Genomic DNA, 23,132 nt, shown 5'->3' on the forward strand with positions numbered 1-23,132 from the left:
AGCGAGGCCCGTGTTTCGCGGGCTGTCCCGGCCAGCGTCACGGCGGCGCTGTTGCTTTTTCCACACCTGGCGCCGGGCGCTGTGGTTTTTTCATCAGCGCGTGCTGGGCAACACGGCGAATCCTGCGGCTTTGCAGGCCGCAAAGGGCGTGGCACAGCGCTTGCTAAACCCCTTGGCACAGTCGCTGGACCATTTGCCAAGGAGTCACCATGCCCCGTCATTCCCATCGTCATCCGCCCCGGATCGGGCCGCGTCATCTGTTGAAAGGGCTGGGCGCCGCGCTGCTGGCCTGCGCTACGCTGATCGCCGGCAACGCCCTGGCCGAACCCCGCGACGGCGGCGTGCTCAACCTGGTGGCCCAGCCGGAGCCGCCGTCGCTGATGTATGGCGTGGTCACCCATGTGTCCACCCAGTACGTCAGCGGCAAGGTGCTGCAGGGCCTGCTGACCTTCGATACCGGGCTCACACCGCAAGCGGTGTTGGCGAAAAGCTGGAGCCAGTCGGCGGACGGCCTGACCTACACCTTCGAGCTGCAACCGGGCGTGACCTGGCACGACGGCAAGCCGTTCAGCGAGCAGGACGTGCTGTTCAGCTTCAACACCTTCTACCCGGAGGTGGACAAGCGCATGGCGAGCATCTTCGAGCAGTACGTGGCCTCCATCGATTCCAGCCAGCCGCTGCAAGTCACCTTCCACCTGAAAAAGCCCTTCGCGCCCTTGCTTTCGCTGCTGGGCAGCGGCCTGCGCCCGGTGGTGCCTAAACACCTCTACGAAGGCACCGATTTTCGCGCCAACCCCTACAACCTGAAGCCGGTGGGCACCGGGCCGTTCGTGTTCCAGGAATGGAAGCGCGGCGCCTGGATCAAGCTGGCGAAGAACGCCCATTACTGGAAACCGGGGCTGCCGCATCTGGACGGCGTGGTCTTTCATGTGATTCCCGATGGCTCGTCCCGCGCCGCGGCGTTCGAACGCAACGACGTGCAGGTGCTGCGCGGCGGCGACGCCGACTATTCCGACCTCAAGCGCCTGGGCGCGTTGCCCGATGTGACGGCGTCGGACAAGGGCTGGGAGCTGTACGCCGGCCTGGCGTTCCTGCAGATCAACACGCGCAAGCCGCCGCTGGACAATCCCAAGGTGCGCCAGGCGATCCTCCACGCGCTGAACCGCGATTTCATCGTCAAGAACATCTTCTTCGGTGCCGGTGAAGTGGCGAAGGGGCCTTTCGCCGCACACTCGCCGTACCACGACGGGCAACTGCCGCAGTACGACTACGACCTGAAGAAGGCCAAGGCACTGATCGCCGAGTCCGGCGTGGATGTCGGCGCGGTACGCATCCGCCTGCTCAATGGCGAGAAAGGCGGCGCCTGGGAGCGGCTCGCCGAATACACCAAGCAGGCCCTGCAACCGCTGGGCTTCAAGGTCCAGGTGGTCACCTCGGACGCCGCCACCTGGTTCCAGCGGGTCAGCGACTGGGACTTCGACCTGACCTACAACTTCATCTTCCAGATCGGTGATCCCTACCTGACCAACGCCTATCTGTATCGCTCCGACTACATCCTCAAGACCTCGCCTTTCGCCAACGTCGGTGGCTATAGCAATCCCGAAGTGGACCGCCTGTGGAACCAGGTGGCCGATACGGCCGAAGGCCCCGAAAGGCAGAAGCTCTACAGCCAACTGGAAAACCTGCTGAACACCGAGCTGCCCATCGCGCCGATCTTCGAGATGCGCTACCCGACCCTGTACCACAAGCAGGTGCACAACCTGCTGCGCACCGCCACCAGCCTCAACGAAGACTACGAGAGCGTCTACCTCGACGCCCCGGCGCCATGAGCGCGCTGCTGTTCTTCGGCGCGCGGGTCGGTCGTGCCGGGCTGATGGTGCTGGGCGTGCTGGTGCTGGCGTTCCTGCTGATTCGCCTGGCACCGGGCGATCCGGCACTGCTGATGGCGGGGGAGGCCGGTGTCGATGATGCGGCGTTCATCGCCAAGCTGCGCCAGGACATGGGCCTCGACCTGCCCCTGGGCCAGCAATTGCTGGTGTACCTGGGCCAGGTCGCGCACCTCGACCTCGGTTATTCCTACCGCAATCAGACGCCGGTCTGGACGCTGCTGGCCGAGCGCCTGCCGGCGACCCTGAGCCTTATGGGCTCGGCCTTCCTGCTGTCGTCGCTGCTGGGGGTGAGCCTTGGCGTGCTGGCGGCCCATGCCCGGCAGCGCCGGCATTGGCTGGACGGGGTGATTTCCCATGGCGCGCTGCTGCTGTACTCGATCCCCACGTTCTGGCTGGCGATGCTGCTGATCCTGCTGTTTTCGGTGAGTCTGGACTGGCTGCCGGCCTTCGGCCTGGAGACCGTGGCCCGCGAGCTGCACGGCGGTGCCTGGCTGGCTGACCGCCTGCGTCATCTGCTGCTGCCGTGCCTGTCCCTGAGTTTTCTGTTCCTGGCGCTGTACGTTCACCTGACCCGTGCCGCGACCCTGGAGGCGATGAGCCAGGAGTACGTCTATACCGCCCGGGCCAAGGGCCTGCGGCCGCGACGGATCTTGCTTGGCCACGTGCTGCGCAACGCCTTGCTGCCGGTGGTGACCTTCGCCGGGCTGCAACTGGGCCAACTGGCCAGCGGCGCGCTGCTGGTGGAGGTGGTCTATTCCTGGCCGGGCATCGGCCGGCTGATGTACGACGCCCTGTCGCAACGCGACTACGGCGTGCTGATGGGAGGTTTCCTGGTGATTTCACTGCTGGTGGTCGGCTTCAACCTGCTGACCGATCTGGCCTGCCGCCTGCTCGACCCGCGCATTGGCGCCGGAGGGCAGGGCGCATGAGCCATTCCACTGTCTGGCGGCGCTTCGTCGCCCAGCCCTCGGCCCTGATCGGCGCCGCCTGGCTGTTGCTGTTGGCCCTGCTGGCGCTGGCTGCGCCCTGGCTGGCCCAGGGCTCGCCATGGGAAATGAACGCCGAGCCGATGCTGCCCCCGTTCCAGGACGCGAGCCATTGGCTGGGCAGCGACCTGCTCGGGCGTGACCTGGGCAGCGGCCTGCTGTATGGCGCCCGGGTGTCCCTGGCAGTGGGCGCGCTGGCAAGCCTCGCCACCTTGCTCACCGGTCTGCTGGTAGGGGCGCTGGCCGGTTATTTCGGCGGCTGGCTGGACGGCGTGCTGATGCGCATTGCCGAGTTCTTCCAGATCATTCCGCAACTGGTGCTGGCGGTGATCCTGGTGGCGACTCTCGAACCGTCCCTGGGCTCCATCGTCCTCGCCATCTCGCTGGTGGCCTGGCCGGCGGTGGCGCGCCTGGTGCGCGCCGAATTCCTCAGCCTGCGCCAGCGCGAGTTCGTACAGGCCGCCCGGGTGCTGGGCCAGTCGCCGCTGGCCATCGTGTTCCGGCAGATCCTGCCCAACGCCCTGGCGCCGCTGCTGGTGACCCTGACCTTCGTCATGGCCACAGCGATTCTCACCGAAGCGGCGCTGGCCTTCCTCGGCCTCGGCGATCCGGAAGCCATGAGCTGGGGCTACATGATCAACGCCTCCCGCGGGTTGCTGCGCGAAGCCTGGTGGATGAGCCTGCTGCCGGGCCTGGCCATCGTCTTCTGCGTACTGGCCGTCAACCGCGTGGGCGAGGGCCTGCGTATCGCCTTCGAGCCCGCCCGCCGACCAGGAGCCGCCCAATGACCTCGGCCAGCCTGTTGAACATCGAACACCTGCGCATCGCGTTGCCCGCCGGCGCCGACCGTAGCCACGCCCTGTACGACCTGTCACTGCAATTGCGCGCCGGCGAATGCCTGTGTGTGGTGGGCGAGTCGGGCTCGGGCAAGTCCATGCTGGCCAAGGCCTTGCTGCGCCTGTTGCCGGCGCCGCTGAAGGTCGATGGCGGCCGGATCCTGCTGCGTGGCGCCGATTTGGCGGAGCACGACGAAGAACAGATGCGCCAGTTGCGCGGGCGCACGGTGAGCATGGTGTTCCAGGAGCCGATGAGCGCCCTCAACCCGTTGCTCAGCGTCGGCCGGCAGATCGACGAGACCTTGCAGGACCACGGTGTGAAGAGCGCTCGAGTGCGACGCCAGCGAGTGGTCGAGCTGCTCGGTTATGTCGGCCTGCCCGATCCCGAGCGACTGTGCCATGCCTATCCCTTCGAATTGTCCGGCGGGCAGCGCCAGCGGGTGGTGATTGCCATGGCGCTGGCCTTCGAACCGGCACTGTTGATTGCCGACGAGCCCACCTCGGCGCTGGATGTCACCACCCAGGCGCAGATTCTCGCGCTGCTGCGGCGCATCCAGCGCGACAAGGGCATGGCGATGTTGTTCATCACCCACGATTTCGCCGTGGTCCAGGCCATCGCCGACCGCGTGTTGGTGCTTGAGAAGGGCCATCTGGTGGAACAAGGCAGTGCCCGCGAGGTGCTGGACGCGCCGCGCCAGGCCTACACCCGGCAACTGATTGCGGCGGTGACGGCCCAGCCACTGCAACCCCGTCCGCAACTGGCCGCGGCGTCGCCGGTGCTGCGAGCGCAGCAACTGGAGAAACGCTTCAACAGCCGTGGCGGCTGGTGGAAACGGCGCATTACCCGGGCCCTCGATGGCGTCGATGTGCAACTGGCCGAAGGCGAGACCCTGGGCATCGTCGGCGAATCCGGTTCTGGCAAATCTACCCTGGGCCGGGCGCTGGTGCGGCTGTTGCCAGTGGAGTCCGGCAGTATCCAGTGGCTCGGCCACGAGGTGGCCGGGCTGTCGCAGCGGCGCCTGCGGCCGCTGCGTGGCGAGGTGCAGATGATTTTCCAGGACCCGTTCGCGTCGCTGAACCCGCGCCAGCGCATCGCCGATATCCTCATGACCGGCCCGCTGGCCCAGGGCGTGGACGCTGCCGAAGCGGCGCGCCGGGCCCGCGAAGTGCTGGAACTGGTGGGCTTGCCGGCCACCGCGCTGGAGCGTTTTCCCCACGAGTTTTCCGGCGGCCAGCGCCAGCGCATCGGCATTGCCCGGGCGCTGGCGGTGCAGCCGAAGGTGCTGATCGCCGACGAGTGCGTGTCGGCGCTGGATGCGCTGATCCAGGTGCAGATCCTCGAGTTGCTGGAGTCGCTGCAGCGGCGGCTGAAACTGAGCATTGTCTTCATCACCCACGACCTGCGGGTGGCGGCGCGGCTGTGCGACCGCATTGCGGTGATGCAGGGCGGGCAGGTGGTGGAGCAGGGCGCGGCCAGCCAGGTGCTGACCCGGCCGAAACATCCGTACACCCGGGCGCTGCTCGGCGCTGTAGCGCTGCCACAGCCTCACGCCGTGACCGCGCAGGTGAGCCCATGAGCCGCGGGATGATGAGCCTGAATGCCTTTCTCATGGCCACCGGGCACCATGTCGCCGGCTGGCGGCACCCCGAGGCCAGTGCCGATGGCGGGCTGGACTTCCAGCATTACCGGCAGCTGGCACAGACTGCCGAGCAGGGCTGCTTCGATGCGCTGTTCCTGTCCGACACCCTGGCCATGCTGCCCGGCGACCTCGACGCCTTGAGCCGCATGTCGCGCACCGAGCATTTCGAGCCGCTGACCTTGCTGGCTTCGCTCGCCGCCGTGACCGAGCGCATCGGCCTGGTGGCTACGGTGACCACCTCGTACAACCGCGTGGACACCGTCGCCGACAGTTTCGCCTCGCTGGAGGCCCTGAGCGGCGGGCGCAGCGGCTGGAACCTGGTGACCTCGAGCAATGCCGAGGAAGCCTTCAACTTCGGTCGCCAGGCTCATTTCGAACATGCCCGGCGCTATGGCCTGGCGCGGGAGTTCCTCGGCAAGGTGCAGGGGCACTGGCGCGCGCGCCAGGTGGCGCCGGTACAGGTGCTGGCGGGGGCCTCGAAGGCGGGTTGCGAGCTGGCGGCGGCCCATGCCGAAATGGTCTTCACCGCCCAGCCGGAACTGGACGGTGCGCGGCGTTTCTACCGCGAACTGAAAGCGCTGCTGCCACGCTACGGGCGCCACGCCGGGCAACTGAAAATCATGCCGGGCCTGCTGCCCATCGTCGCTGATAGCGAACGCGAAGCCGAGGCCTTGTACCAGCAATTGCAGGCGCTGGTGCAGCCGCAGGTGGGGCTGTCGCTGCTGGCGGATATCGCCGGTGGCACTGACCTGTCTGCGTTCCCGCTGGACGGGCCGCTGCCGGAATTGCCGAGCACCCAGTCGGGCGTCAGCCGCCGCGACCTGCTGATCGCCGTGGCCCGCCGGGAAAACCTGAGCATTCGCCAGTTGTACCTGCGCATGGCGGCCGCCCGTGGCCATCTGGTGCTGGTGGGTACACCGCAGACCATTGCCGATCGCATGCAGCAGTGGTTCGACGAAGGCGCCGCCGATGGCTTCAACATCATGCCGCCGTACCTGCCCGGCGGGCTGCAACGTTTCGTTGAGGGCGTGGTGCCGGAACTGCAGCGGCGTGGCGTGTTCCGCCGCGCCTACAGCGGCCGCACCCTGCGCGATCACCTGGGCCTGTCACGGCCCGCTTACCTTGAATCCGGAGAGGCCCTGACTGCCCATGGCTGAAGCAACTGCATTTTCCCGACTGCCCCTGGTGCGGGGTGAACTGCTGGAGATCCGTCCCGGCCGGCGCCTGAGCGTGGCCCGTCAGGCCGGTGCCGACCATGCCGACACCGTGGTGTTCTTCGCCCATGGCGGTGGCGGCCACAAGGACCAGTGGCGTGACCTCTGGCGCAGCCTTGGCGACCAGGGCTACAGCCTGGTGGCCTGGGACATGCTCGGCCATGGCGACAGCGACAAGCCACGGGATCCGACGGCGTATGCCTGGTCGGAGCTGGTGGCCGACCAACTGGAGATCGTTCGGCGCTACGGCGGCGCGCGCAACCTGGCGGTGGCCCATTCCTTCGGCACGGGCGTGACCCTGAGCGCCCTGCTGGAGCCTGCGCCTACCCGGATCGACGGAGCCTTGCTGCTGGGCTCGCAACTCCACCGGCCGCTGGCCCGTGGCGGTTTGCTCAGCCTGCCGGCGTGGGTGCTGGAGCTGATCCGGCCGGTGTTGTCCAAGGGGTTTCGCGACAAGGCCTGGCATCCCAAGGCGGATCAGCGGGTGGTGGAGTACGAAGAGGGCCTGACCCGACGCAATCGCCTGTACGTATTCAAGTCGCTGGTGGCCAATGCCCGGTGGCCAGCGGCGCAGGCACTGGCCGGGCTGGACCTGCCGGTGCGGGTGTTGTCCGGCGACCGCGACGGGTTGACCCCGGCCAGCGGCGGCGAGGCCCTGGCGCGGCAGTTGCCGCAGGGGACTTTCGAGGTGCTGGAGCAGTGTGGGCACCAGTTGATGCTGGAGAAACCTGAGGAGGTGTTGGCGGCGTTTCGGGGGTTGGTGGCAACGGTTTGAGGCCCATCGCTGCATTGGCCATAGCCACAGAATGCTCGTCGGGAGACCGCATCAAGGCTGACAGGTGCAAAGGCTGACAGGTGCAAAGGCTGACAGGTGCATGCCTTGATTCTTGCGGCGTTCATGAAATCGAGCGCCGCCCGCGCGGCGCATCGCTGGCAACGCCAGCTTGTGTCTTCAAGGCCTCTTAAACTCAGAAGGGTGAGAGCGGTGGATGGCAGACTGAATGCCAGCGGTGCTTAAAGCACGAGTGGGAGCCAAGTCGCCATCCACCTCTCACTCTGACCAGAAGCCCGAACAGTTGGATGAGCGGCAAAACTCGAAATCACAAGCTAGGGATAGGTCAGAGCGCTCTCACTTCTTGAGTGTAAGAGGGCTTGGCGATGATTTCCTACTTTGTTGGTCTCGATGTTTCGAAAGCGACTGTGGATGTGGGGTTTCTTCCTGCGAATTACCCGCAGTTCCAGATCAGTAACGACTCTGATGGCTTCGCTCAGCTGATTGCATGCCTGAACGGGCTTGAAGTCGAGCGAGTACTGCTTGAGGCCACCGGTGGTTATGAGAGGGCTTTGCTCAAGGCCCTGCAGCTAAGCGGTCTTAATGTGGTTCGCGTCAATCCCAAGCGCGCTCGTGACTATGCCAGATCCATGAACAAGCTTGCCAAGACCGACAAAATCGACGCTCGGATGCTGGCGAAGTTTGCCCGAGATATCGAGGACTTGCCGCCGGTTGAGCCTAACCAGGCTCGGGATGAGCTGGGGGAGTTGATCAAGCTGCGAGGCAATCTGGTCAAGGATCGAGACAGCAACAAGCGCCGGATACAACAAACCACTCAGGCCATAGCTATATCCACCTACACCGATCTCATCGCTTATCTGAACCAGAAAATCAAAGCACTGGATGAGGCGATTGAGAAGGCCTCGAACGCCCTGAATCAGGAGAAAGCCAGTCAGTTGAGATCGGTGAAAGGGATTGGAGTCATTGCGTGCGGCACGCTCATGGCATCGCTGCCTGAGCTCGGAGCCGTGACAGGGCGCAAGATCGCGGCCCTGGTAGGGTTAGCCCCTTACAACAACGACAGCGGCAAGAAGAGCGGCCCCAGATCGATCGAAGGCGGGCGCTATGCAGTGCGCCGTGTGCTCTATATGTCGACCTGGTCAATGGTTCGCCACGATCCGGAAGTCAAAGCCGAATATGAGGCTCTGCGAGCGCGAGGCAAACTTGCCAAGGTCGTTATTGTGGCCTGCATGCGCAAGATCCTGGTACGTCTTAACGCGATGCTGCGAGACGGCACGAAGTGGAAAGAACCGAAATCTCAGATACCCGCAACCTGACAGCAAGCGAGGGCTGATTTACTGAAAAGCGGGCTTCGCCAGCGAAACCGCAATGCGGTATCGCTGGCGAAGCCATGCCTGAAGGGGGCGTTTGAAAAAAATCCTTAAAGACAGTTGCTCCCACATTTGTTGCAACGTACCTATGTCTGTCAGGCCATGGTTGATCGCCTTGTTTGTACGACGCGATATCGAGTCAAGCCCAACAGCCTCCCCGCAATGGATCGCCCAGCACCAAAGGCAGGCAACTCAAATCCCACAGGCCATGGCGCGTTGCAACAGATGTGGGAGCCGGCGTTGCCGGCGATGCGCCGTGCGGACGGCGCTCGATCTCAAGAGCGCTGAAGATCCCAAGGCATGCGCCCGGCAGCTCCAACGAGGTCTGTCGGCAAGCACCTTGATAGCGATCACCACCTGCTCTATTGCTCGCGAGGCAGTTCCAGCACCGCCACCAGGCCACCACCGTCCCGCGCCTTCAGCGTCAGGCTGCCACCATGGGCCCCGGCAATGCTCGCCGCGATACTCAATCCCAAGCCATGCCCGCCACCACTGCGCGAGCTGTCCACCTGATAGAAATGCTCGAACACCCGCTCCAGTTCCTCCGGAGCAATCCCCGGCCCGCGGTCGGCAACACTGATGCGCAGGCATGTGGCGCTGTCCTCGACTTCAATGTCCACCGGCCCCGGCGCATGCCGGCGGGCGTTGTCCAGCAGGTTCTGCAGGCAGCGGCGCAGGCCGCCCGGATGAGCGGGCAGGGGCAGGGCGCGGCCATGGATGTGCAGTTCGCCACCGAGGTCCTGGAAATCCGCCTGCAAAGCCTGCAGCAGGGCATCGATGGCCACCGGCTCGCGGGCATGTTCGAGTTCTCCGCTGCGCAGGAAGTCCAGGCTGGCCGAGACCATCTCTTCCATATGCCCCAGGTCGTCGCGAAAGCGCTGGCGCTGCTGTTCATCGGCCAGAAGCTCGGCGCGCAGGCGCATGCGGGTAATGGGCGTGCGCAGGTCGTGGGATACCGCGGCAAAGAAGCGCGTGCGTTCGGCGATGCCGTCGATCAGTCGCCGCTGCATGGCGTTGAACGCCTGTGCCGCCTGGCTCACTTCCTGCGGGCCGTCCAGGCTCAGCGGTGGGCGATGGATATCGCGGCCCAGCGCTTCGGCCGCCGCGGCCATCTGTTTCAGCGGGCGCAACGCCAGGCGCACCGCAAGCATCGCCACCAGCACCACGGCCAGAATGCGCAACAGGTAGATGCGCAGGATGTAGTCCAGCACCAGGCTGCTGGTGGAGCCGCTGCTCCAGCCCTGGTCTTCGGTGGCTTGCAGGTACAGGGTGCGGCCGTCCGGCAGGTCCAGCGCCACCCGCAGGCGGACACTGGCCTGGCCTTCGCCGAACAGCACGCCGGGACCGGCCGGCTGCGCGTCGGCGGCCAGCAGTTCGAGACCGAGCAGGCGCACCGGCGCGGCTTCGCCGATGCGCTCGCTGACCAGTTGGCGCAGCAGGATCTGGTACATCGGGTCGTTGTCGGCGACATCCGGGGCGACCGGCAGGCGATGCCAGCGTGGCGATTCGAGCCCATCGAGCAAGGCATCGAGCTGCTCCGGGTGGCGGTGCGCGACATGCAGCAGGTCGGCGATACGCCCGGCGGTCAGGCGCAGAGGAATTTCCAGCACCTGGGTCTGGCGCACCTCGTGCCAGATGCTGCTGGTGAGCAGCTGCGCGGCGAGCATGCCGCCCACCAGGATCACCAGCAGGCGTCCCTGCAGGGACCGTGGCCACCAGCGTTTCATTCGCTGCGCACCTCATCGACGGTGAGCATGTAGCCCTCGTTGCGCACGGTGCGGATCAGCGCGGCGGCCTTGGGCGCGTCGTTGAGATGCTGGCGCAGACGGCTGATGCACACGTCGATGCTGCGGTCGTAGGGCGTGCGCTCGCGGTCGAACACATGGTTGAGCAGGAAGTCGCGGCTCAGTGGGCGGTTGGGGTGCTGCAACAGCAGGCGCAGCAGGCGGTAGTCGGAGTTGCCGAGGCTGATCACCAGGCCGTCGGCAGCGCGCAACTGGCGGCTGGCGGTGTCCAGTTGCCAGCCGGCAAAGCGCAAGGTGCGGGCTTCGTCCATCCGCGCCCGTTCGGGGAAGGCATTGGTGCGGCGCAGCACCACCTTGATCCGGGCCAGCAGCTCGCGCGGGTCGAAGGGCTTGCCGAGGTAGTCGTCGGCACCCATTTCCAGGCCGACGATGCGGTCCACCAGGGTGCCGCGGGCGGTGAGCATGATCACCGGGATGTTGCTGCGCACCCGCAGGTCGCGGCACAGGCTCAGGCCATCTTCGCCGGGCAGCATCAGGTCGAGCACCACCAGGTCGATCACCTGGTCTTCCAGGCGCCGGCGCATCTCCCGGCCGTCGGCGGCCACCGAAGTACGGAACCCGGCGGCGTCCAGATACGTTGAGAGCAACTGGCGGATTTCGGGGTCGTCGTCGACGATCAGGAGGTGCTCGGGTTTCGACATCGGAATGCTTCTCAAGTGGAATCGGCGCACTTTACACCGCCACGGGCGGGGCAAATGTAATGGAATGTGTTGGCGGGCGATGGACGGCCCGACCATTACATTTGCGCGAAAAGTCCCATCAGACGGCTCGTTATCATTCGGGGATACAAATGCGACTGATTCACTTTAAGGAAAACCCATGTCTTTCGCTTCCCCACAACGCCTTCCGGCAACGCTGGCACCGGCCTTCGGCCTGGTGTTCGGCGCCTGCGTTTCTCCCGCCAACGCCGACACCGTCGACCTGCCGTCCACCTCGGTGACCGGCAAGCAGTCGGCCTACAAGGTCGACGAAGTCACCTCGAGCAAGATCACCACGCCGCTGCTGGACGCACCGCAAAGCATCACCGTGGTCCCCAAGGCCGTACTGGAGGAACAGAACGCCCAGAGCCTGCAAGAGGTGCTGCGCAATGTACCGGGCATTACCTTCATGTCCGGCGAGGGCAACCTGGGCTGGGGCGACCTGTTCTCCATTCGCGGTTTCGCCGCCGAGCAGAGCCTGACTGTGGACGGCGTGCGCGATGCTGGCATGTCCAGCCGCAACGACGCCTTCAACCTGGAGCAGGCCGAGGTGTTCAAGGGCACCGGCTCCGTGGAGTCGGGTGTGTCGGCGGTGGGCGGCAGCGTCAACCTGGTGAGCAAGCGCGCGCACCTGGGCGATGATGGCAAGCTGTCCGCCGGCATCGGCACCGACAACTACAAGCGCCTGACCGCCGACATCAACCGCCAGCTCAACGAGACCACGGCGGTGCGGGTCAACCTGATGAAGCACTACAACGCCGTGTCCGAGCGCGATGAAGTGGATTACGACCGTTGGGGTATCGCCACCTCCGTCGGCTTTGGCCTGGGCACCGACACCCGTTTGTGGCTGGATGCCTTCTACCAGAAGGACAGGAACACCCCCGATGGCGGTGTGCCGATCCAGCGTGGCACCGACGGCAAGCGCATGCCGGGCGTGTCGCGGGATGCCTGGTACGGCGACTCCGACCTGTACACCCAGCGCAGCGAAACCCGCTCGCTGACCGGCCTGTTCGAGCATGACTTCAACGACGACCTGACCCTGCGCAACCTGTTGCGCTGGCAACAGACCGACAACTGGGCGGTGCTGTCGCCGGCCCGTTTCGTCGCGGCCAATGCCGATGGCAGCCGCACCTGCACTGGCACCCGCTGTGCCAGCCTGGGGTATGTCGGCGTCGGTCCGCTGACCTCGATCAACGGCATCAATGCCTACACCCAGTACGCCAACAGCAGCAGCGACTACGCCTACCTGCGCGGCAGCGACTTCGGCCTGTCCAAGCGCTACGAGATCATCGACAACCAGACCGACCTGCGCTTCAACCTCGACACCGGCGGCATTCACCACGAAGCGGTGACCGGCGTGGAGCTGTACCGCGAGAGCTACGGCGGCCTGCACAAGACCATGGACGTACCGGACGGCGCGATGTTCTTCGACCTGTCCGATCCGGCCCATCACTTTGCCTCGACCTCGGTGTCCAAGGGCTACGGTGACCCGCGCAGCGTGGTGAAGAACGCCGCCCTGTATGCCTCCGACACCCTGACCCTGGACCCGCAATGGCAACTGCTGCTGGCCCTGCGTTATGACCGCTGGGAAGCCGAGAGCGAGCGCTCCACCGGCAACAGCAAGAGCAGCGACGACGCCATCGGCGGTCGTGCCGGTATTGTCTACAAGCCGTTGCCCAACGGCAGTATCTACCTGTCCTACAGCCAGGCGGCGCAGCCGTCGGCCATCGGTGCCACCACCAACAACCAGATCTATGGCGCCGCCAGCACCGAAGACTACAAGCCGGCCGAATCGCGGACCTGGGAGCTGGGCACCAAGTGGGAACTGCTGGACGACCGCCTGGGCCTGACCGCCGCGCTGTTCCGCACCGAGCTGGACGACAGCTGGGAGTACAGCGAAGGCGAGAGCGCGCCGGTGCGGGCACTGCCGGCCAAGCGCGTCGACGGCGTCGAACTGGGCCTGCAGGGCAAGCTCAGCGATCGCTGGTCGGCCTACGCCGGCTTCGCGGCGATGAAGAGCCGCCAGACCAAGGGTGCCAACAAGGGCGAGGAAGCCAAGAACGTTCCCGACCTGACCGCCAACCTGTGGACCACCTACGAGCTCACCGACGACCTCAGCCTCAGCTACGGCGCCGACTATGTGGGCCGTCGCCGCTACAGCGACAACAAGTACGTCGGTGGCCTGAACAACAACAGCAGCTATGCCAACGGCCCGTCCGGGGTCTACACGATCTACACCCGCGACCACGAGAAGGCGCCGTCCTACTGGCTGCACAGCCTGGCCGCCCGCTACAGGGTCGACAGCCAGACCACGGTCAACCTGAACGTCAGCAACCTGTTCAACAAGTTCTATTACAGCCGCGTCGGCGCCTCCCTCGACGGCTTCCAGTTGTACGGCGTGCCCGGTGCCGGTCGTACCCTGACCGCCAGTGTGGACTACAGCTTCTGATGTTGATCGAAATCGACCGGCTGTTCAGCGCCCCTGAGCTGGACGACCTGCGCCGGCAACTGCTGGCGCAACCCTGGATCGACGGCAAGGCCACGGCCGGCGTGCAGTCGGCCCAGGCCAAGCGCAACCGCCAACTGGACGAAGACAACCCGGTGGCCCGGCAACTGGGCGAGCTGATCCTGCGCAGGCTGTCGGACAACCCGCTGTTCATGTCGGCGGCCTTGCCCAAGCGCATCTATCCGCCGCTGTTCAATCGCTATGGCGCAGGCGAGGGCTTCGGCTTTCACGTCGACAACGCCATCCGCGGCATCAAGGGCGTGCGCGAACGGGTCCGTACCGACCTGTCCGCCACCTTGTTCCTGGCCGATCCGGACAGCTACGACGGCGGTGAACTGGTGATCCGCGACACCTTCGGCGAGCGCAGCGTCAAGCTGCCCGCCGGGCATCTGGTGCTGTATCCGGGCAGCAGCCTGCACCGGGTGGAGCCTGTGACCCGTGGCGAGCGGCTGGCGGCGTTCTTCTGGATCGAGAGCCTGGTGCGCGAGGACAGCCAGCGCAGTCTGCTGCTGGACATGGATGTGGCAATCCAGCGCCTGACCACACAGGGCGCCGACCAGGGCTCATTGCTGGAACTCACCGGCGTCTACCACAACCTGCTCCGTCGCTGGAGCGATACCTGATACGGGAGGTCAACCCATGACCATCGCAACTTCCTGGCGGCGCCTGCTGCCGCTCCTGATGCTGCTCGGCGCCTGGCTCGGCCTGGCCCAGCCGGCCAGCGCCGTGCAGGTCACCGATGTGCTGGGCCGCACCGTCAGCATCGACCATGCACCGCAGCGCATTGTCCTGGGCGAGGGTCGGCTGTTCTTCGCCCTGGCGCTGCTGGACCGCGACAATCCGTTCCAGCGGGTGGTCGGCTGGCAGAACGATATGCGCCTGCTCGATCCGCACACCTACGAGGTCTACGCCGAGAAATACCCGGCCATCAGCAAACTGCCGCTGATCGGCCAGGCCTCGGAGCAGAGCGTCAGCGCCGAGCAGATCCTGGCGCTGAAACCGGACCTGGCGGTGTTCAGCATCGCCGGTGAAGGCCCGACCCAGCACAGCCCGGTGGCCGATCTGCTGGCCAAGGCCGGGGTGCCGGTGTTGTTCATCGACTTTCGCGTGCATCCGATCCGCAATACCCGGGTCAGCCTCGAAGCCCTCGGCCAGTTGCTCGGCCGCCAGGACGAGGCGCGGGAGTACCTGAGCTTCTATGACCAGCACCTGTCGCGAATCACCGAGCGGGTCGCCGGGCTCAAGGACAGCGAACGGCCCAAGGTCTTCCTCGAACTGCTGCCGGGCGTCTGGCAGGCGCCGGGACATACCACCGGCAAGAGCGGCCTGGGCGGGGTGGTCGAGGCCGTGGGCGGGCACAATATCGGTGCCGACGTGCTGCCGGGAGCGCTGGGTGATGTGAGCGTCGAGTATGTGCTGCAGGCCGACCCGGACGTCTATATCGCCACCGGCAATCGCGCGCCTGGCGTGTTGCTGGGGGCCGGCGTCAGTGCCGATACGGCGCGCCAGAGCCTGCTGAAGGTCACCGCACGCCCGGAGTTCGCGCCGCTGCGGCCTATCCAGGCCGGGCAGGCCCACGGCCTGTGGCATGACTTCTACAACTCGCCGTTCAACATCCTGGCCATCGAAGCCATGGCCCGCTGGATTCATCCCGAGCGCTTCGCCGACATCGATCCGGCCGCGACCATGGCCGATATCAACCGCCTGCTCAAGGTCGGGCTGGACGGTCACTACTGGATCGACGCCCAGTGACCGCGATGCTTGAAACCGGTGCCGCCGTGGCGGCGGCACGCTACCGCCGGCTGCTGTGGCGGCGGGCCGCCCTGGTGCTCGGCCTGGCGGCGCTGCTGGTGCTGTCGGTGCTCGCCGACCTGGCCAGCGGCGCCTCGGGCATGGGCCTGGGGCATCTGTTGCAGGGCGTGTTCGACCCGACGACCCTGAGCGCCACCGAGCGGGTGATCATCTGGAACGTGCGCCTGCCGTATTCGCTGATGGCGGTGCTGGTGGGCGCGGCGCTGGCCCTGGCCGGCGCCGAGATGCAGGCGATCCTCGACAATCCGCTGGCCAGTCCTTTCACCCTGGGGGTGTCGTCGGCGGCGGCACTGGGGGCGTCGCTGGCCATCGCCTATCCGCTGAGCATCGTCTGGCTGGAACCGAGTGTGCAGGTGACGCTGATGGCCTTTGCTTTCGCCTGCCTCAGCGTGCTGTTGCTGCAGAGCATGTCCCGCCTGCGCGGTGCCGGGGTGGAAAGCCTGGTGTTGTTCGGCATTGCCCTGGTGTTCAGTTGCAACGCGCTGGTGTCGCTGCTGCAGTTGCTGGCCACCGAGGACGTGTTGCAGCAACTGGTGTTCTGGACCCTCGGCAGTCTGGCCCGCGCCGACTGGAACAAGCTCGGCATCCTCGCCCTGGTGCTGGCGCTGATCGTGCCGTTCTCCCTGCGCGCAGCACCGGCCATGACCTTGCTGCGCATGGGCGAGGATCGCGCCCGCAGCTTCGGTGTCGATACCCGCCGGCTGCGTTTCGCCTCGCTGCTGCGCATCAGCCTGCTGTCGGCGACGGCCGTGGCCTTCGTTGGCACCATCGGTTTTATCGGCCTGGTGGGGCCGCATATCGCCCGGCTGCTGGTGGGGGAAGACCAGCGCTTCCTGCTGCCGGCCAGTGCGCTGGTCGGGGCGTTGCTGCTGTCGTTGTCGTCCATCGCCAGCAAGTTGATCTTGCCGGGGGTGATCGTGCCGGTGGGCATCGTCACCGCGTTGGTGGGCGTGCCGGTCTTCGTGTTGCTGGTGTTTCGCCGGGGAAGAAAACCATGAGTCTGTCGATCGAAAACCTCTCGGTGGCCTACGGGGCGCGCACCATCATTCAGCGCCTGAGCCTGCCGCCGTTGCCGGCCGGCAGCCTGGTGGCGCTGGTCGGGCCCAATGGGGCGGGCAAATCCACCTTGCTGCGGGCCATTGCCGGGCTGGAACGGATGAAGGGCGAACTCAGCCTGGGGGGCGAGGACGTCGCCCGCCTGAGCTTCGCCGAGCGCTCGCGACGCCTGGCCTACATGCCCCAGCAACTGCCGCCGGGGATTGCCCTCGGCGTACTGGAAAGCATCGTCGCGGCGCTGCGGGTCGGCGGTGGCGATGATTTACTGGGCAATGCCTTCGACGCCCTGCGCCGGCTGGGCATCGAGCATCTGGCGGAGCAGGGGCTGGACAGCCTGTCCGGCGGCCAGCGGCAACTGGTGGCGCTGGCCCAGTTGCTGGCGCGCAACCCGCAGGTATTGCTGCTGGACGAGCCGACCAGCGCCCTGGACCTGCATTACCAGTTGCGCGTGATGGATGCCGTGCGTGAGCGGGTCACGGCGCATCGGTTGCTGGCGGTGGCGGTGCTGCACGACATCAACCTGGCGGCCAGCCACGCCGACTGGCTGGTGGTGTTGCACAAGGGCCGGGTGGTGGCCAGCGGTGCGCCGGAACAGGTGCTGACACCACAACTGCTGGCCGCCGTGTATGGCGTCGAGGCCCGGGTCGAGCGGTGCTCGCGGCGGCGCTTGCAGGTTCTTGTGGACCGAGCGCTGGCCTGAGGGATCGCCCGACGCGCTGTTCGAGCCCGACCCTGGAGGCGTCCCCTAGTCCGCTTTGACGATGAACGCCCTGCTCGTGAATCCGATCATCCCCCTCAGCTTGCGCAAGGGCGCAACCCGATCGGGAGAGTCGAGTGATGTACAGCATGCGTGAAAAAAGCCAGGAAGAAATCGAGCTGGTAGAGCGGGCGCGGCGCCTGGTGCCGCAACTCAAGGAGCGCGCCGCCCAGGCGGAGCGCGAGCAGCGGGTGCCGGACGAGTCGATCATCGAGTTGCAGGCCGCGGGCCTGCTGCGCGCCTTGCAACCTCGCGCTTTCGGCGGCTACGAAGTGGACCCGCGGACCTTCTTCGAGATCCAGATGATCCTCGCCGAAGGCTGCATGTCCACCGCCTGGATCTACGGCGTGATGGGCGTTCACCCCTGGCAACTGGCGCGCTACCCGGTGGAGGCGCAGCGCGAGGTATGGGCCAGCGACCATGGCGCCCTGATCGCGTCCACGTACATGCCAGCGGCCAAGGTCACGGTGGTGGAGGGCGGCTACCGCATCAGCGGGCGCTGGGGCTTCTCCAGCGGCAGCGAGCACTGCCAGTGGGTGTTCCTCGGCGGCATTCTGCCGGCGGACGGCGATTTCGCCAGCGAGCACGGCACTTTCCTGTTGCCCCGCGCCGACTACCGCATCGAACACAACTGGGACGTGCTCGGCCTGCGCGGCACCGGTAGCCACGATATCGTCGTCGAGGACGTTTTCGTCCCGGCCCATCGCGTGCAACGCACCAACAACTGGCGTATCGAGGCGACCCCGGGCCGCCTGGTCAACACCAACCCGATCTACGCCATTCCGTTCGCCCAGGTGTTCTCCCGCGCCGTCTCCACCTCGGCCATTGGTGCACTGCAAGGGGCGATCAACGAATTCCGCGCCAACGCCGCCGCCCATATCGGCAAGCACGGCGCCCGCACTGCCGACGACCCGGTGGCGCAGATTGCCGTGGCCGAGGCGGCCATCACCGTCGATGCCCTGAAACTGGTGCTGGAGCGCAACTACGCGCACCTGATGAGCCTGGCCGAGGCCGGCGAATACCCGGACACCGAAACCCGTCTGCTGTACCGCTACCAGTCGTCCTACGTGACCAACGTCTGCGCCGACCGGGTCAACGACCTGCTGCGCAGCATGGCGGCCTCAGGGCTGTACAACAGCAACCCGGTGGCGCGGCTGTTCCGCGACCTGCACCAGGCCCGCGGCCATATCGCCAACAACTTCATGGCCTACGGGCGCAGCTTCGGCGCGGTGCAACTGGGCCTGCCCAACCCGGACCCGTTCGTCTGACGCCATCCCCTCGAACGTTCGCCGGCCTGTGTCGTACAGGCCGGTGGTCCGGAGTAGCTGAACCATGAATGACTATCTGAGCCTGCGCGTGGCGCGGGTGATCGAGGAAACCGCCGACGCCTGCTCGCTGGTGTTCGACGTGCCCGAAGCGCTGCGCGAGCGCTTCCGTTATCAACCCGGACAGTTCCTCACCCTGCGGGTGCCGTTCGACGGCGGCTGGCTGCCGCGCTGTTATTCGCTGTCCAGCACCCCCTTGCTGGATGAACCGCTGCGTGTGACGGTCAAGCGCGTGCGCGATGGCCGTGCCTCCAACTGGTTGTGTGGCCAGTTGCAGGAAGGCCAGCACCTCGACGTGCTGCCGCCGGCCGGGGTGTTCGTGCCGCGTTCGCTGGATGCCGACCTGCTGCTGTTCGGTGGCGGCAGCGGGGTGACGCCGGTGCTGTCGATCCTGCGCTCGGCGTTGCTGGCCGGGCAGGGCCGGATCCTGCTGGTCTACGCCAACCGCGACGAACGCTCGGTGATTTTCCGCGAAGAACTGCGCCAGCTGGCCAGCGCCCACCCCCGGCGCCTGCAGATCGTGCACTGGCTGGATGCGCTGCAGGGCGTGCCGTCCAGCGAGCAACTGGCGGAACTGGCGCGGCCCTTTATCGACGCCGAGGCCTTTATCTGTGGCCCGGCACCGTTCATGGACGCCACCGTCGCCGCCCTGAAAAGCCTCGGCATGCCCCATGGCCGGGTGCATGTGGAGCGTTTCGTCTCGCTGCCGGGCGAAGGCGAGGCGCCGACGGTGCTGGCCAGCGACGCGGCGGTGGCCGCCCACCTGGTGGTGCGTCTGGATGGCGAGGACTACCAGGTGCCCTGCGACAGCGGCGAAACCGTACTCGATGCCCTGCAGCGCGCCGGCCTCAATCCGCCCAGTGCCTGCCGCGTCGGCGGCTGCGCCTCGTGCATGTGCACCCTGGAAAGCGGCGAGGTCGAGTTGCTGATCAACGACGCGCTGGACGCCGACGAACTGGCCGAGGGCTGGATTCTCGCCTGCCAGGCCGTGCCCACCAGCGCACAACTGCGTATCCGCTTCCCCGAATGATGAGCCCGACCATGACCCACTCCAGCCAGAACCCCATCGTCGCCGTTCCAGCGGCACCCACCAGCATTGCCCGCCTGCTGTTCGACAGCGCGCAGCGCTTCGCCGGGCTCACCGCCATCGAAGAAGACGGCCAGTGCCTGGACTATGCCGATCTGCCGGAACAGGTCCTGACCATCAGCCGTGGCCTGATGGCGCTGGGCATCCAGGCCGGCGACCGGGTCGGCCTGTGGGCGCCCAACTGCCGCCAGTGGATCCTCGCCGCGCTGGGCATTCACTGCGCCGGCGCCGTGCTGGTGCCGGTCAATACGCGGATGAAGGGCGCCGAGGCCGCCGACATTCTCGAACGCAGTGGCTGCCGGGCGCTGTTCGTCCAGCGTCACTTTCTCGAGGTCGACTACACCGCGCTGCTGCAGCCCCATCGCCCGGCCAGCCTGGAGCACCAGATCGTCCTGGATGCCGACAGTGCGGCGGATAGCCGTGACCTCGGCTGGCGGCAGTTCCTCACCGGCGCCCTGACCATCGAAAAACTCACCGCCGAACGCCGCGCGCTGTCCATCGGGCCGGAGGCCATGTGCGACCTGCTGTTCACCTCCGGCACCACCGGCAAGCCCAAGGGCGTGATGAGCGCCCACGGCCAGAACCTGCGGGCCTTCGGCGAGTACGTACGGGTGCTGGGGCTGGGGCCGGGAGACCGCTACCTGATCGTCAATCCGTTTTTCCATGCCTTCGGCTACAAGGCCGGCTGGCTGACCTGCCTGATCGCCGGCGCGACCATCCTGCCTCACGCCGTGTTCGATGCCGATGCGGTATTCCAGCGTATCGCCAACGAGCGCATCAGCGTGTTGCCGGGGGCGCCGACCCTGTACCTGTCGTTGCTGGCACATCCGCGTCTGGGCGAGACCGACCTGTCCAGCCTGCGCATCGCCGTCACCGGCTCGGCCAGTATTCCGCCAAGCCTGATCGAGCGCATGCGCAACGAACTGGGCTTCAGCGTGGTGACCACCGCCTACGGCCTGACCGAATGCGGCGGCCTGGCGACCCTTTGCGACCCGACTGACAGCGCCGAGACCATCGCTGGCACCAGCGGGCGGCCGCTGTCGGGTACCGAGGTGAGCATCCGCGACCCGCACAACCAGCCGTTGGCCCAGGGCGAAACCGGCGAAATCTGCCTGCGCGGTTTCCATGTGATGCAGGGCTATTTCCACAACCCCGAGGCCACCCGCGAGGCCATCGACGCGCAGGGCTGGCTGCACACCGGCGACGTTGGCCGGCTCGACGGGCAGGGCAACCTGGTCATCACCGACCGGCTCAAGGACATGTACATCGTCGGTGGCTTCAACTGCTATCCGGCGGAAATCGAGGCGGCGCTGATCGCTCATCCGGCTATCGCCCAGGTGGCGGTGATCGGCATTCCCGATGCGCGCATGGGCGAAGTCGGTTGCGCCTGCGTGGTGCTGCGCGACGGCCGGCAACTGGGCGAAGACGAACTGATCGCCTGGAGCCGCGAGCGCATGGCCAATTACAAGGTGCCGCGCCAGGTGCGGCTGTTCCCGGCGTTGCCGCTCAACGCCTCGGCCAAGGTGGCGAAGAACGAACTGCGTGCGCTGGTGGCGGCGGGCTGAGTTTCACCAAATGGACGATGTGCTGGCGCGGAGGGTGTTCCAGGCTGCGCTGGCAGTCCGCACAACAACAAGAAAGGAGAAATGGAGCATGTCTTCGAACCGGATCGCCACCCATGACCTGCGCCACCGCAGTCTGCTGGCCCTGGCCGTGGGGCTCGCCAGCAGCGCCGCCAGCGCTGGGCCGAGCTTCGAGCTGGGGGAGAACACCACCCTCGATACCTCGGTGACGGTCAACTACACCGCCTCGATGCGTACCGCCAAGCCGGCCCACGCTTATCTCAACGACCTCAACAACGACGACGGCACACGCAACTTCAAGCGCGGCGCGCTGATCAACAACCGTGTCAGTCTGTTCGGCGAGATGCAGCTCAGGCACGACAACCTCGGCGCGGTGCTGCGTGGCAGCCACTTCTACGACGACGTCTACCACCAGCGCAACGACAACGACTCGCCGGACACGGTGAACAAGATCGGTCGCGCCGATGGCTTCAGCGACGACACCCGACGCCTCAGCGGCAGCAAGGCGCGGCTGCTGGACGCCTATATCTACGGCAACTTCGATATCGGCGACACCCAGTACCTGTCGGTCAAGGCCGGTCGCCATCTGGTGGCCTGGGGCGAGAGCCTGTTCTGGGCCAACATCAGCCAGGGGCAGGCGCCGGTGGATGCCACCAAATTCAACGTGCCAGGCACCGAGGCCAAGGATTCGTACCTGCCGGTGGGGCAGGTCTCGGCGTCCTGGTCGCTTAACGAGGACCTGGCGCTGGTGGGCTTCTACCAGTACGAGTGGGAAAAGACCCAGCTCAACCCGGTGGGCGACTACTTCGGCAGCGATACCTTCGGCCCCGGCGCCGAGTTCTATCGCCTGGCACCGGGGGTGATCGACAGCCTGCCGGACACCACCTTCACCGGCGTCAACTACGTCGGCGAGCTCAAGCCCCGTGACAGCGGCCAGTGGGGCCTGGGGGTGCGCTACCGGATTACCGAGAACACCGAGATCGGCCTGTTCCACTACCGCTACCACGAACGGGTCGGCTCGCTGTTCTTCGACTTCAGCGGCACCACCGAGTATTCGTCGCTCAAGCGCCTGGCGCGGCACAGCAGCACCGGCTCGGCACCGGCCTACCGACTGGGCTACTTCGAGGATGTGGAACTGACCGGTATCAGTTTCAGCTCGAAGATCGGCGACTCGGTGCAGTACGCCGGCGACCTCAGCTACCGCGATGGCGCCTCGGTGTACCTGGACAACGGCGCTCCGACCACCGGGCAGATCTGGCAGGGCAACCTCAACGCCTCGTACATCCTCGGCCCGAGCTTCCTGGCCCAGCAGACCACCTTCATGGGCGAAGTGGTGCACCAGCGCATCCAGGGCGTCGACAAGCTCACCGTCACTGGCGGCGGGCCGGGCGTCGATGGCGTCTACGACACCTTCGAGTCCGAGACCCAGACCCGCGGTTCGACCCTGCTGGGCATCGGTGCCTACATGGATTACCCGTCCATCGCCAACGGCGTCGACCTGACCACCAAAGTGGTGTGGACCCAGAACGTCGACGGCAGTGCCTACCAGGGCCTGGGACGCGACGAGAAGCGCCTGACCGTCGGCGGCGACTTCAAGTACCTGGGCAACTTCCAGGTGGGCCTGACCTACGTGGCTTACCTCAGTTCGCCGGATGTCGCCCAGGGCCGCCTGATGGCCGACCGTGACTACCTGTCGTTCAACGCCAAATACACCTTCTGAGGCCCTCGGCCACGCCCTGCGGCGTGGCCGGTTTCTTTCCGTTCTTCCGTGAGAG

18 protein-coding genes are annotated in these 23,132 nt (G+C 66.3%); 16 read left to right on the forward strand and 2 right to left on the reverse strand.

What is annotated here, in order from left to right; genetic code table 11:
- Window positions 1-209: 209 nt before the first annotated feature.
- From AC05QJ_RS16835 to AC05QJ_RS16865, 7 genes are all read left to right on the forward strand, one after another.
- Window positions 210-1,829: an ABC transporter substrate-binding protein gene (locus AC05QJ_RS16835; RefSeq protein ID WP_476742455.1), complete on the forward strand. Its 1,620-nt coding sequence runs from the start codon at window positions 210-212 to the stop codon at window positions 1,827-1,829.
- Window positions 1,826-2,818 (forward strand): ABC transporter permease, encoded by a 993-nt coding sequence (locus AC05QJ_RS16840; RefSeq protein WP_476742456.1) that lies wholly within the window; start codon window positions 1,826-1,828, stop codon window positions 2,816-2,818. Before AC05QJ_RS16835 ends, AC05QJ_RS16840 begins: the two co-directional genes overlap by 4 nt.
- Entirely contained in the window at window positions 2,815-3,663 is an 849-nt protein-coding gene (locus AC05QJ_RS16845) for an ABC transporter permease (protein ID WP_476742457.1), read from the forward strand. Before AC05QJ_RS16840 ends, AC05QJ_RS16845 begins: the two co-directional genes overlap by 4 nt.
- The gene (locus AC05QJ_RS16850; protein WP_476742458.1) at window positions 3,660-5,288 is read left to right on the forward strand and encodes a dipeptide ABC transporter ATP-binding protein; all 1,629 of its coding nucleotides are present in this window, start codon (window positions 3,660-3,662) and stop codon (window positions 5,286-5,288) included. Before AC05QJ_RS16845 ends, AC05QJ_RS16850 begins: the two co-directional genes overlap by 4 nt.
- Window positions 5,285-6,508 carry an LLM class flavin-dependent oxidoreductase gene (locus AC05QJ_RS16855; protein WP_476742459.1) on the forward strand — a complete coding sequence of 408 codons (1,224 nt, stop codon included), beginning with the start codon at window positions 5,285-5,287 and terminating at the stop codon, window positions 6,506-6,508. Before AC05QJ_RS16850 ends, AC05QJ_RS16855 begins: the two co-directional genes overlap by 4 nt.
- On the forward strand, window positions 6,501-7,340 hold the full coding sequence (locus AC05QJ_RS16860) for an alpha/beta fold hydrolase (protein WP_476742460.1): 840 nt from the start codon (window positions 6,501-6,503) through the stop codon (window positions 7,338-7,340). The genes AC05QJ_RS16855 and AC05QJ_RS16860 overlap by 8 nt, the downstream gene beginning before the upstream one ends.
- Before the next feature lie 383 nt (window positions 7,341-7,723).
- Complete coding sequence (locus AC05QJ_RS16865) at window positions 7,724-8,674, forward strand: IS110 family transposase (RefSeq protein WP_476742461.1); 951 nt, start codon at window positions 7,724-7,726, stop codon at window positions 8,672-8,674.
- Between the two features lie 416 nt (window positions 8,675-9,090).
- Here the strand turns inward: AC05QJ_RS16865 and AC05QJ_RS16870 are convergent, their stop codons facing one another.
- Both AC05QJ_RS16870 and AC05QJ_RS16875 read right to left on the reverse strand, forming a co-directional pair.
- The gene (locus AC05QJ_RS16870; RefSeq protein ID WP_476742462.1) at window positions 9,091-10,455 is read right to left on the reverse strand and encodes a sensor histidine kinase; all 1,365 of its coding nucleotides are present in this window, start codon (window positions 10,453-10,455) and stop codon (window positions 9,091-9,093) included.
- Entirely contained in the window at window positions 10,452-11,174 is a 723-nt protein-coding gene (locus tag AC05QJ_RS16875) for a response regulator (protein WP_476742463.1), read from the reverse strand. Before AC05QJ_RS16875 ends, AC05QJ_RS16870 begins: the two co-directional genes overlap by 4 nt.
- A 178-nt stretch (window positions 11,175-11,352) precedes the next feature.
- On the opposite strand from AC05QJ_RS16875, the gene AC05QJ_RS16880 reads away from it, so the two are divergent.
- The 9 genes from AC05QJ_RS16880 to AC05QJ_RS16920 all read left to right on the forward strand — a co-directional run bounded on the left by AC05QJ_RS16880 (window position 11,353) and on the right by AC05QJ_RS16920 (window position 23,077).
- Window positions 11,353-13,680, forward strand: coding sequence for a TonB-dependent receptor (locus AC05QJ_RS16880; RefSeq protein WP_476742464.1), 2,328 nt, complete (start codon window positions 11,353-11,355; stop codon window positions 13,678-13,680).
- Window positions 13,680-14,360 (forward strand): Fe2+-dependent dioxygenase, encoded by a 681-nt coding sequence (locus AC05QJ_RS16885; RefSeq protein ID WP_476742465.1) that lies wholly within the window; start codon window positions 13,680-13,682, stop codon window positions 14,358-14,360. The genes AC05QJ_RS16880 and AC05QJ_RS16885 overlap by 1 nt, the downstream gene beginning before the upstream one ends.
- 16 nt (window positions 14,361-14,376) lie before the next feature.
- Window positions 14,377-15,489, forward strand: coding sequence for an ABC transporter substrate-binding protein (locus AC05QJ_RS16890; RefSeq protein WP_476742466.1), 1,113 nt, complete (start codon window positions 14,377-14,379; stop codon window positions 15,487-15,489).
- Window positions 15,490-15,494: 5 nt separating this feature from the next.
- Window positions 15,495-16,547 (forward strand): FecCD family ABC transporter permease, encoded by a 1,053-nt coding sequence (locus AC05QJ_RS16895; RefSeq protein ID WP_476747955.1) that lies wholly within the window; start codon window positions 15,495-15,497, stop codon window positions 16,545-16,547.
- Window positions 16,544-17,305, forward strand: coding sequence for an ABC transporter ATP-binding protein (locus tag AC05QJ_RS16900; RefSeq protein ID WP_476742467.1), 762 nt, complete (start codon window positions 16,544-16,546; stop codon window positions 17,303-17,305). The genes AC05QJ_RS16895 and AC05QJ_RS16900 overlap by 4 nt, the downstream gene beginning before the upstream one ends.
- Before the next feature lie 137 nt (window positions 17,306-17,442).
- Window positions 17,443-18,630, forward strand: coding sequence for an acyl-CoA dehydrogenase family protein (locus AC05QJ_RS16905; protein WP_476742468.1), 1,188 nt, complete (start codon window positions 17,443-17,445; stop codon window positions 18,628-18,630).
- 64 nt (window positions 18,631-18,694) lie between these two features.
- Complete coding sequence (locus AC05QJ_RS16910; protein WP_476742469.1) at window positions 18,695-19,717, forward strand: 2Fe-2S iron-sulfur cluster-binding protein; 1,023 nt, start codon at window positions 18,695-18,697, stop codon at window positions 19,715-19,717.
- An 11-nt stretch (window positions 19,718-19,728) separates the two neighbouring features.
- Entirely contained in the window at window positions 19,729-21,339 is a 1,611-nt protein-coding gene (locus AC05QJ_RS16915; protein ID WP_476742470.1) for a FadD3 family acyl-CoA ligase, read from the forward strand.
- Between the two features lie 88 nt (window positions 21,340-21,427).
- Window positions 21,428-23,077: a DUF1302 domain-containing protein gene (locus tag AC05QJ_RS16920; RefSeq protein ID WP_476742471.1), complete on the forward strand. Its 1,650-nt coding sequence runs from the start codon at window positions 21,428-21,430 to the stop codon at window positions 23,075-23,077.
- Window positions 23,078-23,132 lie beyond the last annotated feature (55 nt).

The organism is Pseudomonas sp. TUM25319, assembly GCF_056388475.1.

Excerpts from the sequence above, each read along its gene's own strand:
- AC05QJ_RS16840 (WP_476742456.1), top strand. The coding sequence starts at position 1,826 with ATGAGCGCGCTGCTGTTCTTCGGCGCGCGGGTCGGTCGTGCCGGGCTG.
- AC05QJ_RS16865 (WP_476742461.1), top strand. The coding sequence starts at position 7,724 with ATGATTTCCTACTTTGTTGGTCTCGATGTTTCGAAAGCGACTGTGGAT.
- AC05QJ_RS16850 (WP_476742458.1), top strand. The coding sequence starts at position 3,660 with ATGACCTCGGCCAGCCTGTTGAACATCGAACACCTGCGCATCGCGTTG.
- AC05QJ_RS16910 (WP_476742469.1), top strand. The coding sequence starts at position 18,695 with ATGAATGACTATCTGAGCCTGCGCGTGGCGCGGGTGATCGAGGAAACC.
- AC05QJ_RS16895 (WP_476747955.1), top strand. The coding sequence starts at position 15,495 with ATGCTTGAAACCGGTGCCGCCGTGGCGGCGGCACGCTACCGCCGGCTG.
- AC05QJ_RS16880 (WP_476742464.1), top strand. The coding sequence starts at position 11,353 with ATGTCTTTCGCTTCCCCACAACGCCTTCCGGCAACGCTGGCACCGGCC.
- AC05QJ_RS16900 (WP_476742467.1), top strand. The coding sequence starts at position 16,544 with ATGAGTCTGTCGATCGAAAACCTCTCGGTGGCCTACGGGGCGCGCACC.
- AC05QJ_RS16855 (WP_476742459.1), top strand. The coding sequence starts at position 5,285 with ATGAGCCGCGGGATGATGAGCCTGAATGCCTTTCTCATGGCCACCGGG.
- AC05QJ_RS16890 (WP_476742466.1), top strand. The coding sequence starts at position 14,377 with ATGACCATCGCAACTTCCTGGCGGCGCCTGCTGCCGCTCCTGATGCTG.
- AC05QJ_RS16875 (WP_476742463.1), bottom strand. The coding sequence starts at position 11,174 with ATGTCGAAACCCGAGCACCTCCTGATCGTCGACGACGACCCCGAAATC.
- AC05QJ_RS16920 (WP_476742471.1), top strand. The coding sequence starts at position 21,428 with ATGTCTTCGAACCGGATCGCCACCCATGACCTGCGCCACCGCAGTCTG.
- AC05QJ_RS16860 (WP_476742460.1), top strand. The coding sequence starts at position 6,501 with ATGGCTGAAGCAACTGCATTTTCCCGACTGCCCCTGGTGCGGGGTGAA.
- AC05QJ_RS16870 (WP_476742462.1), bottom strand. The coding sequence starts at position 10,455 with ATGAAACGCTGGTGGCCACGGTCCCTGCAGGGACGCCTGCTGGTGATC.
- AC05QJ_RS16845 (WP_476742457.1), top strand. The coding sequence starts at position 2,815 with ATGAGCCATTCCACTGTCTGGCGGCGCTTCGTCGCCCAGCCCTCGGCC.
- AC05QJ_RS16915 (WP_476742470.1), top strand. The coding sequence starts at position 19,729 with ATGACCCACTCCAGCCAGAACCCCATCGTCGCCGTTCCAGCGGCACCC.
- AC05QJ_RS16905 (WP_476742468.1), top strand. The coding sequence starts at position 17,443 with ATGTACAGCATGCGTGAAAAAAGCCAGGAAGAAATCGAGCTGGTAGAG.
- AC05QJ_RS16885 (WP_476742465.1), top strand. The coding sequence starts at position 13,680 with ATGTTGATCGAAATCGACCGGCTGTTCAGCGCCCCTGAGCTGGACGAC.
- AC05QJ_RS16835 (WP_476742455.1), top strand. The coding sequence starts at position 210 with ATGCCCCGTCATTCCCATCGTCATCCGCCCCGGATCGGGCCGCGTCAT.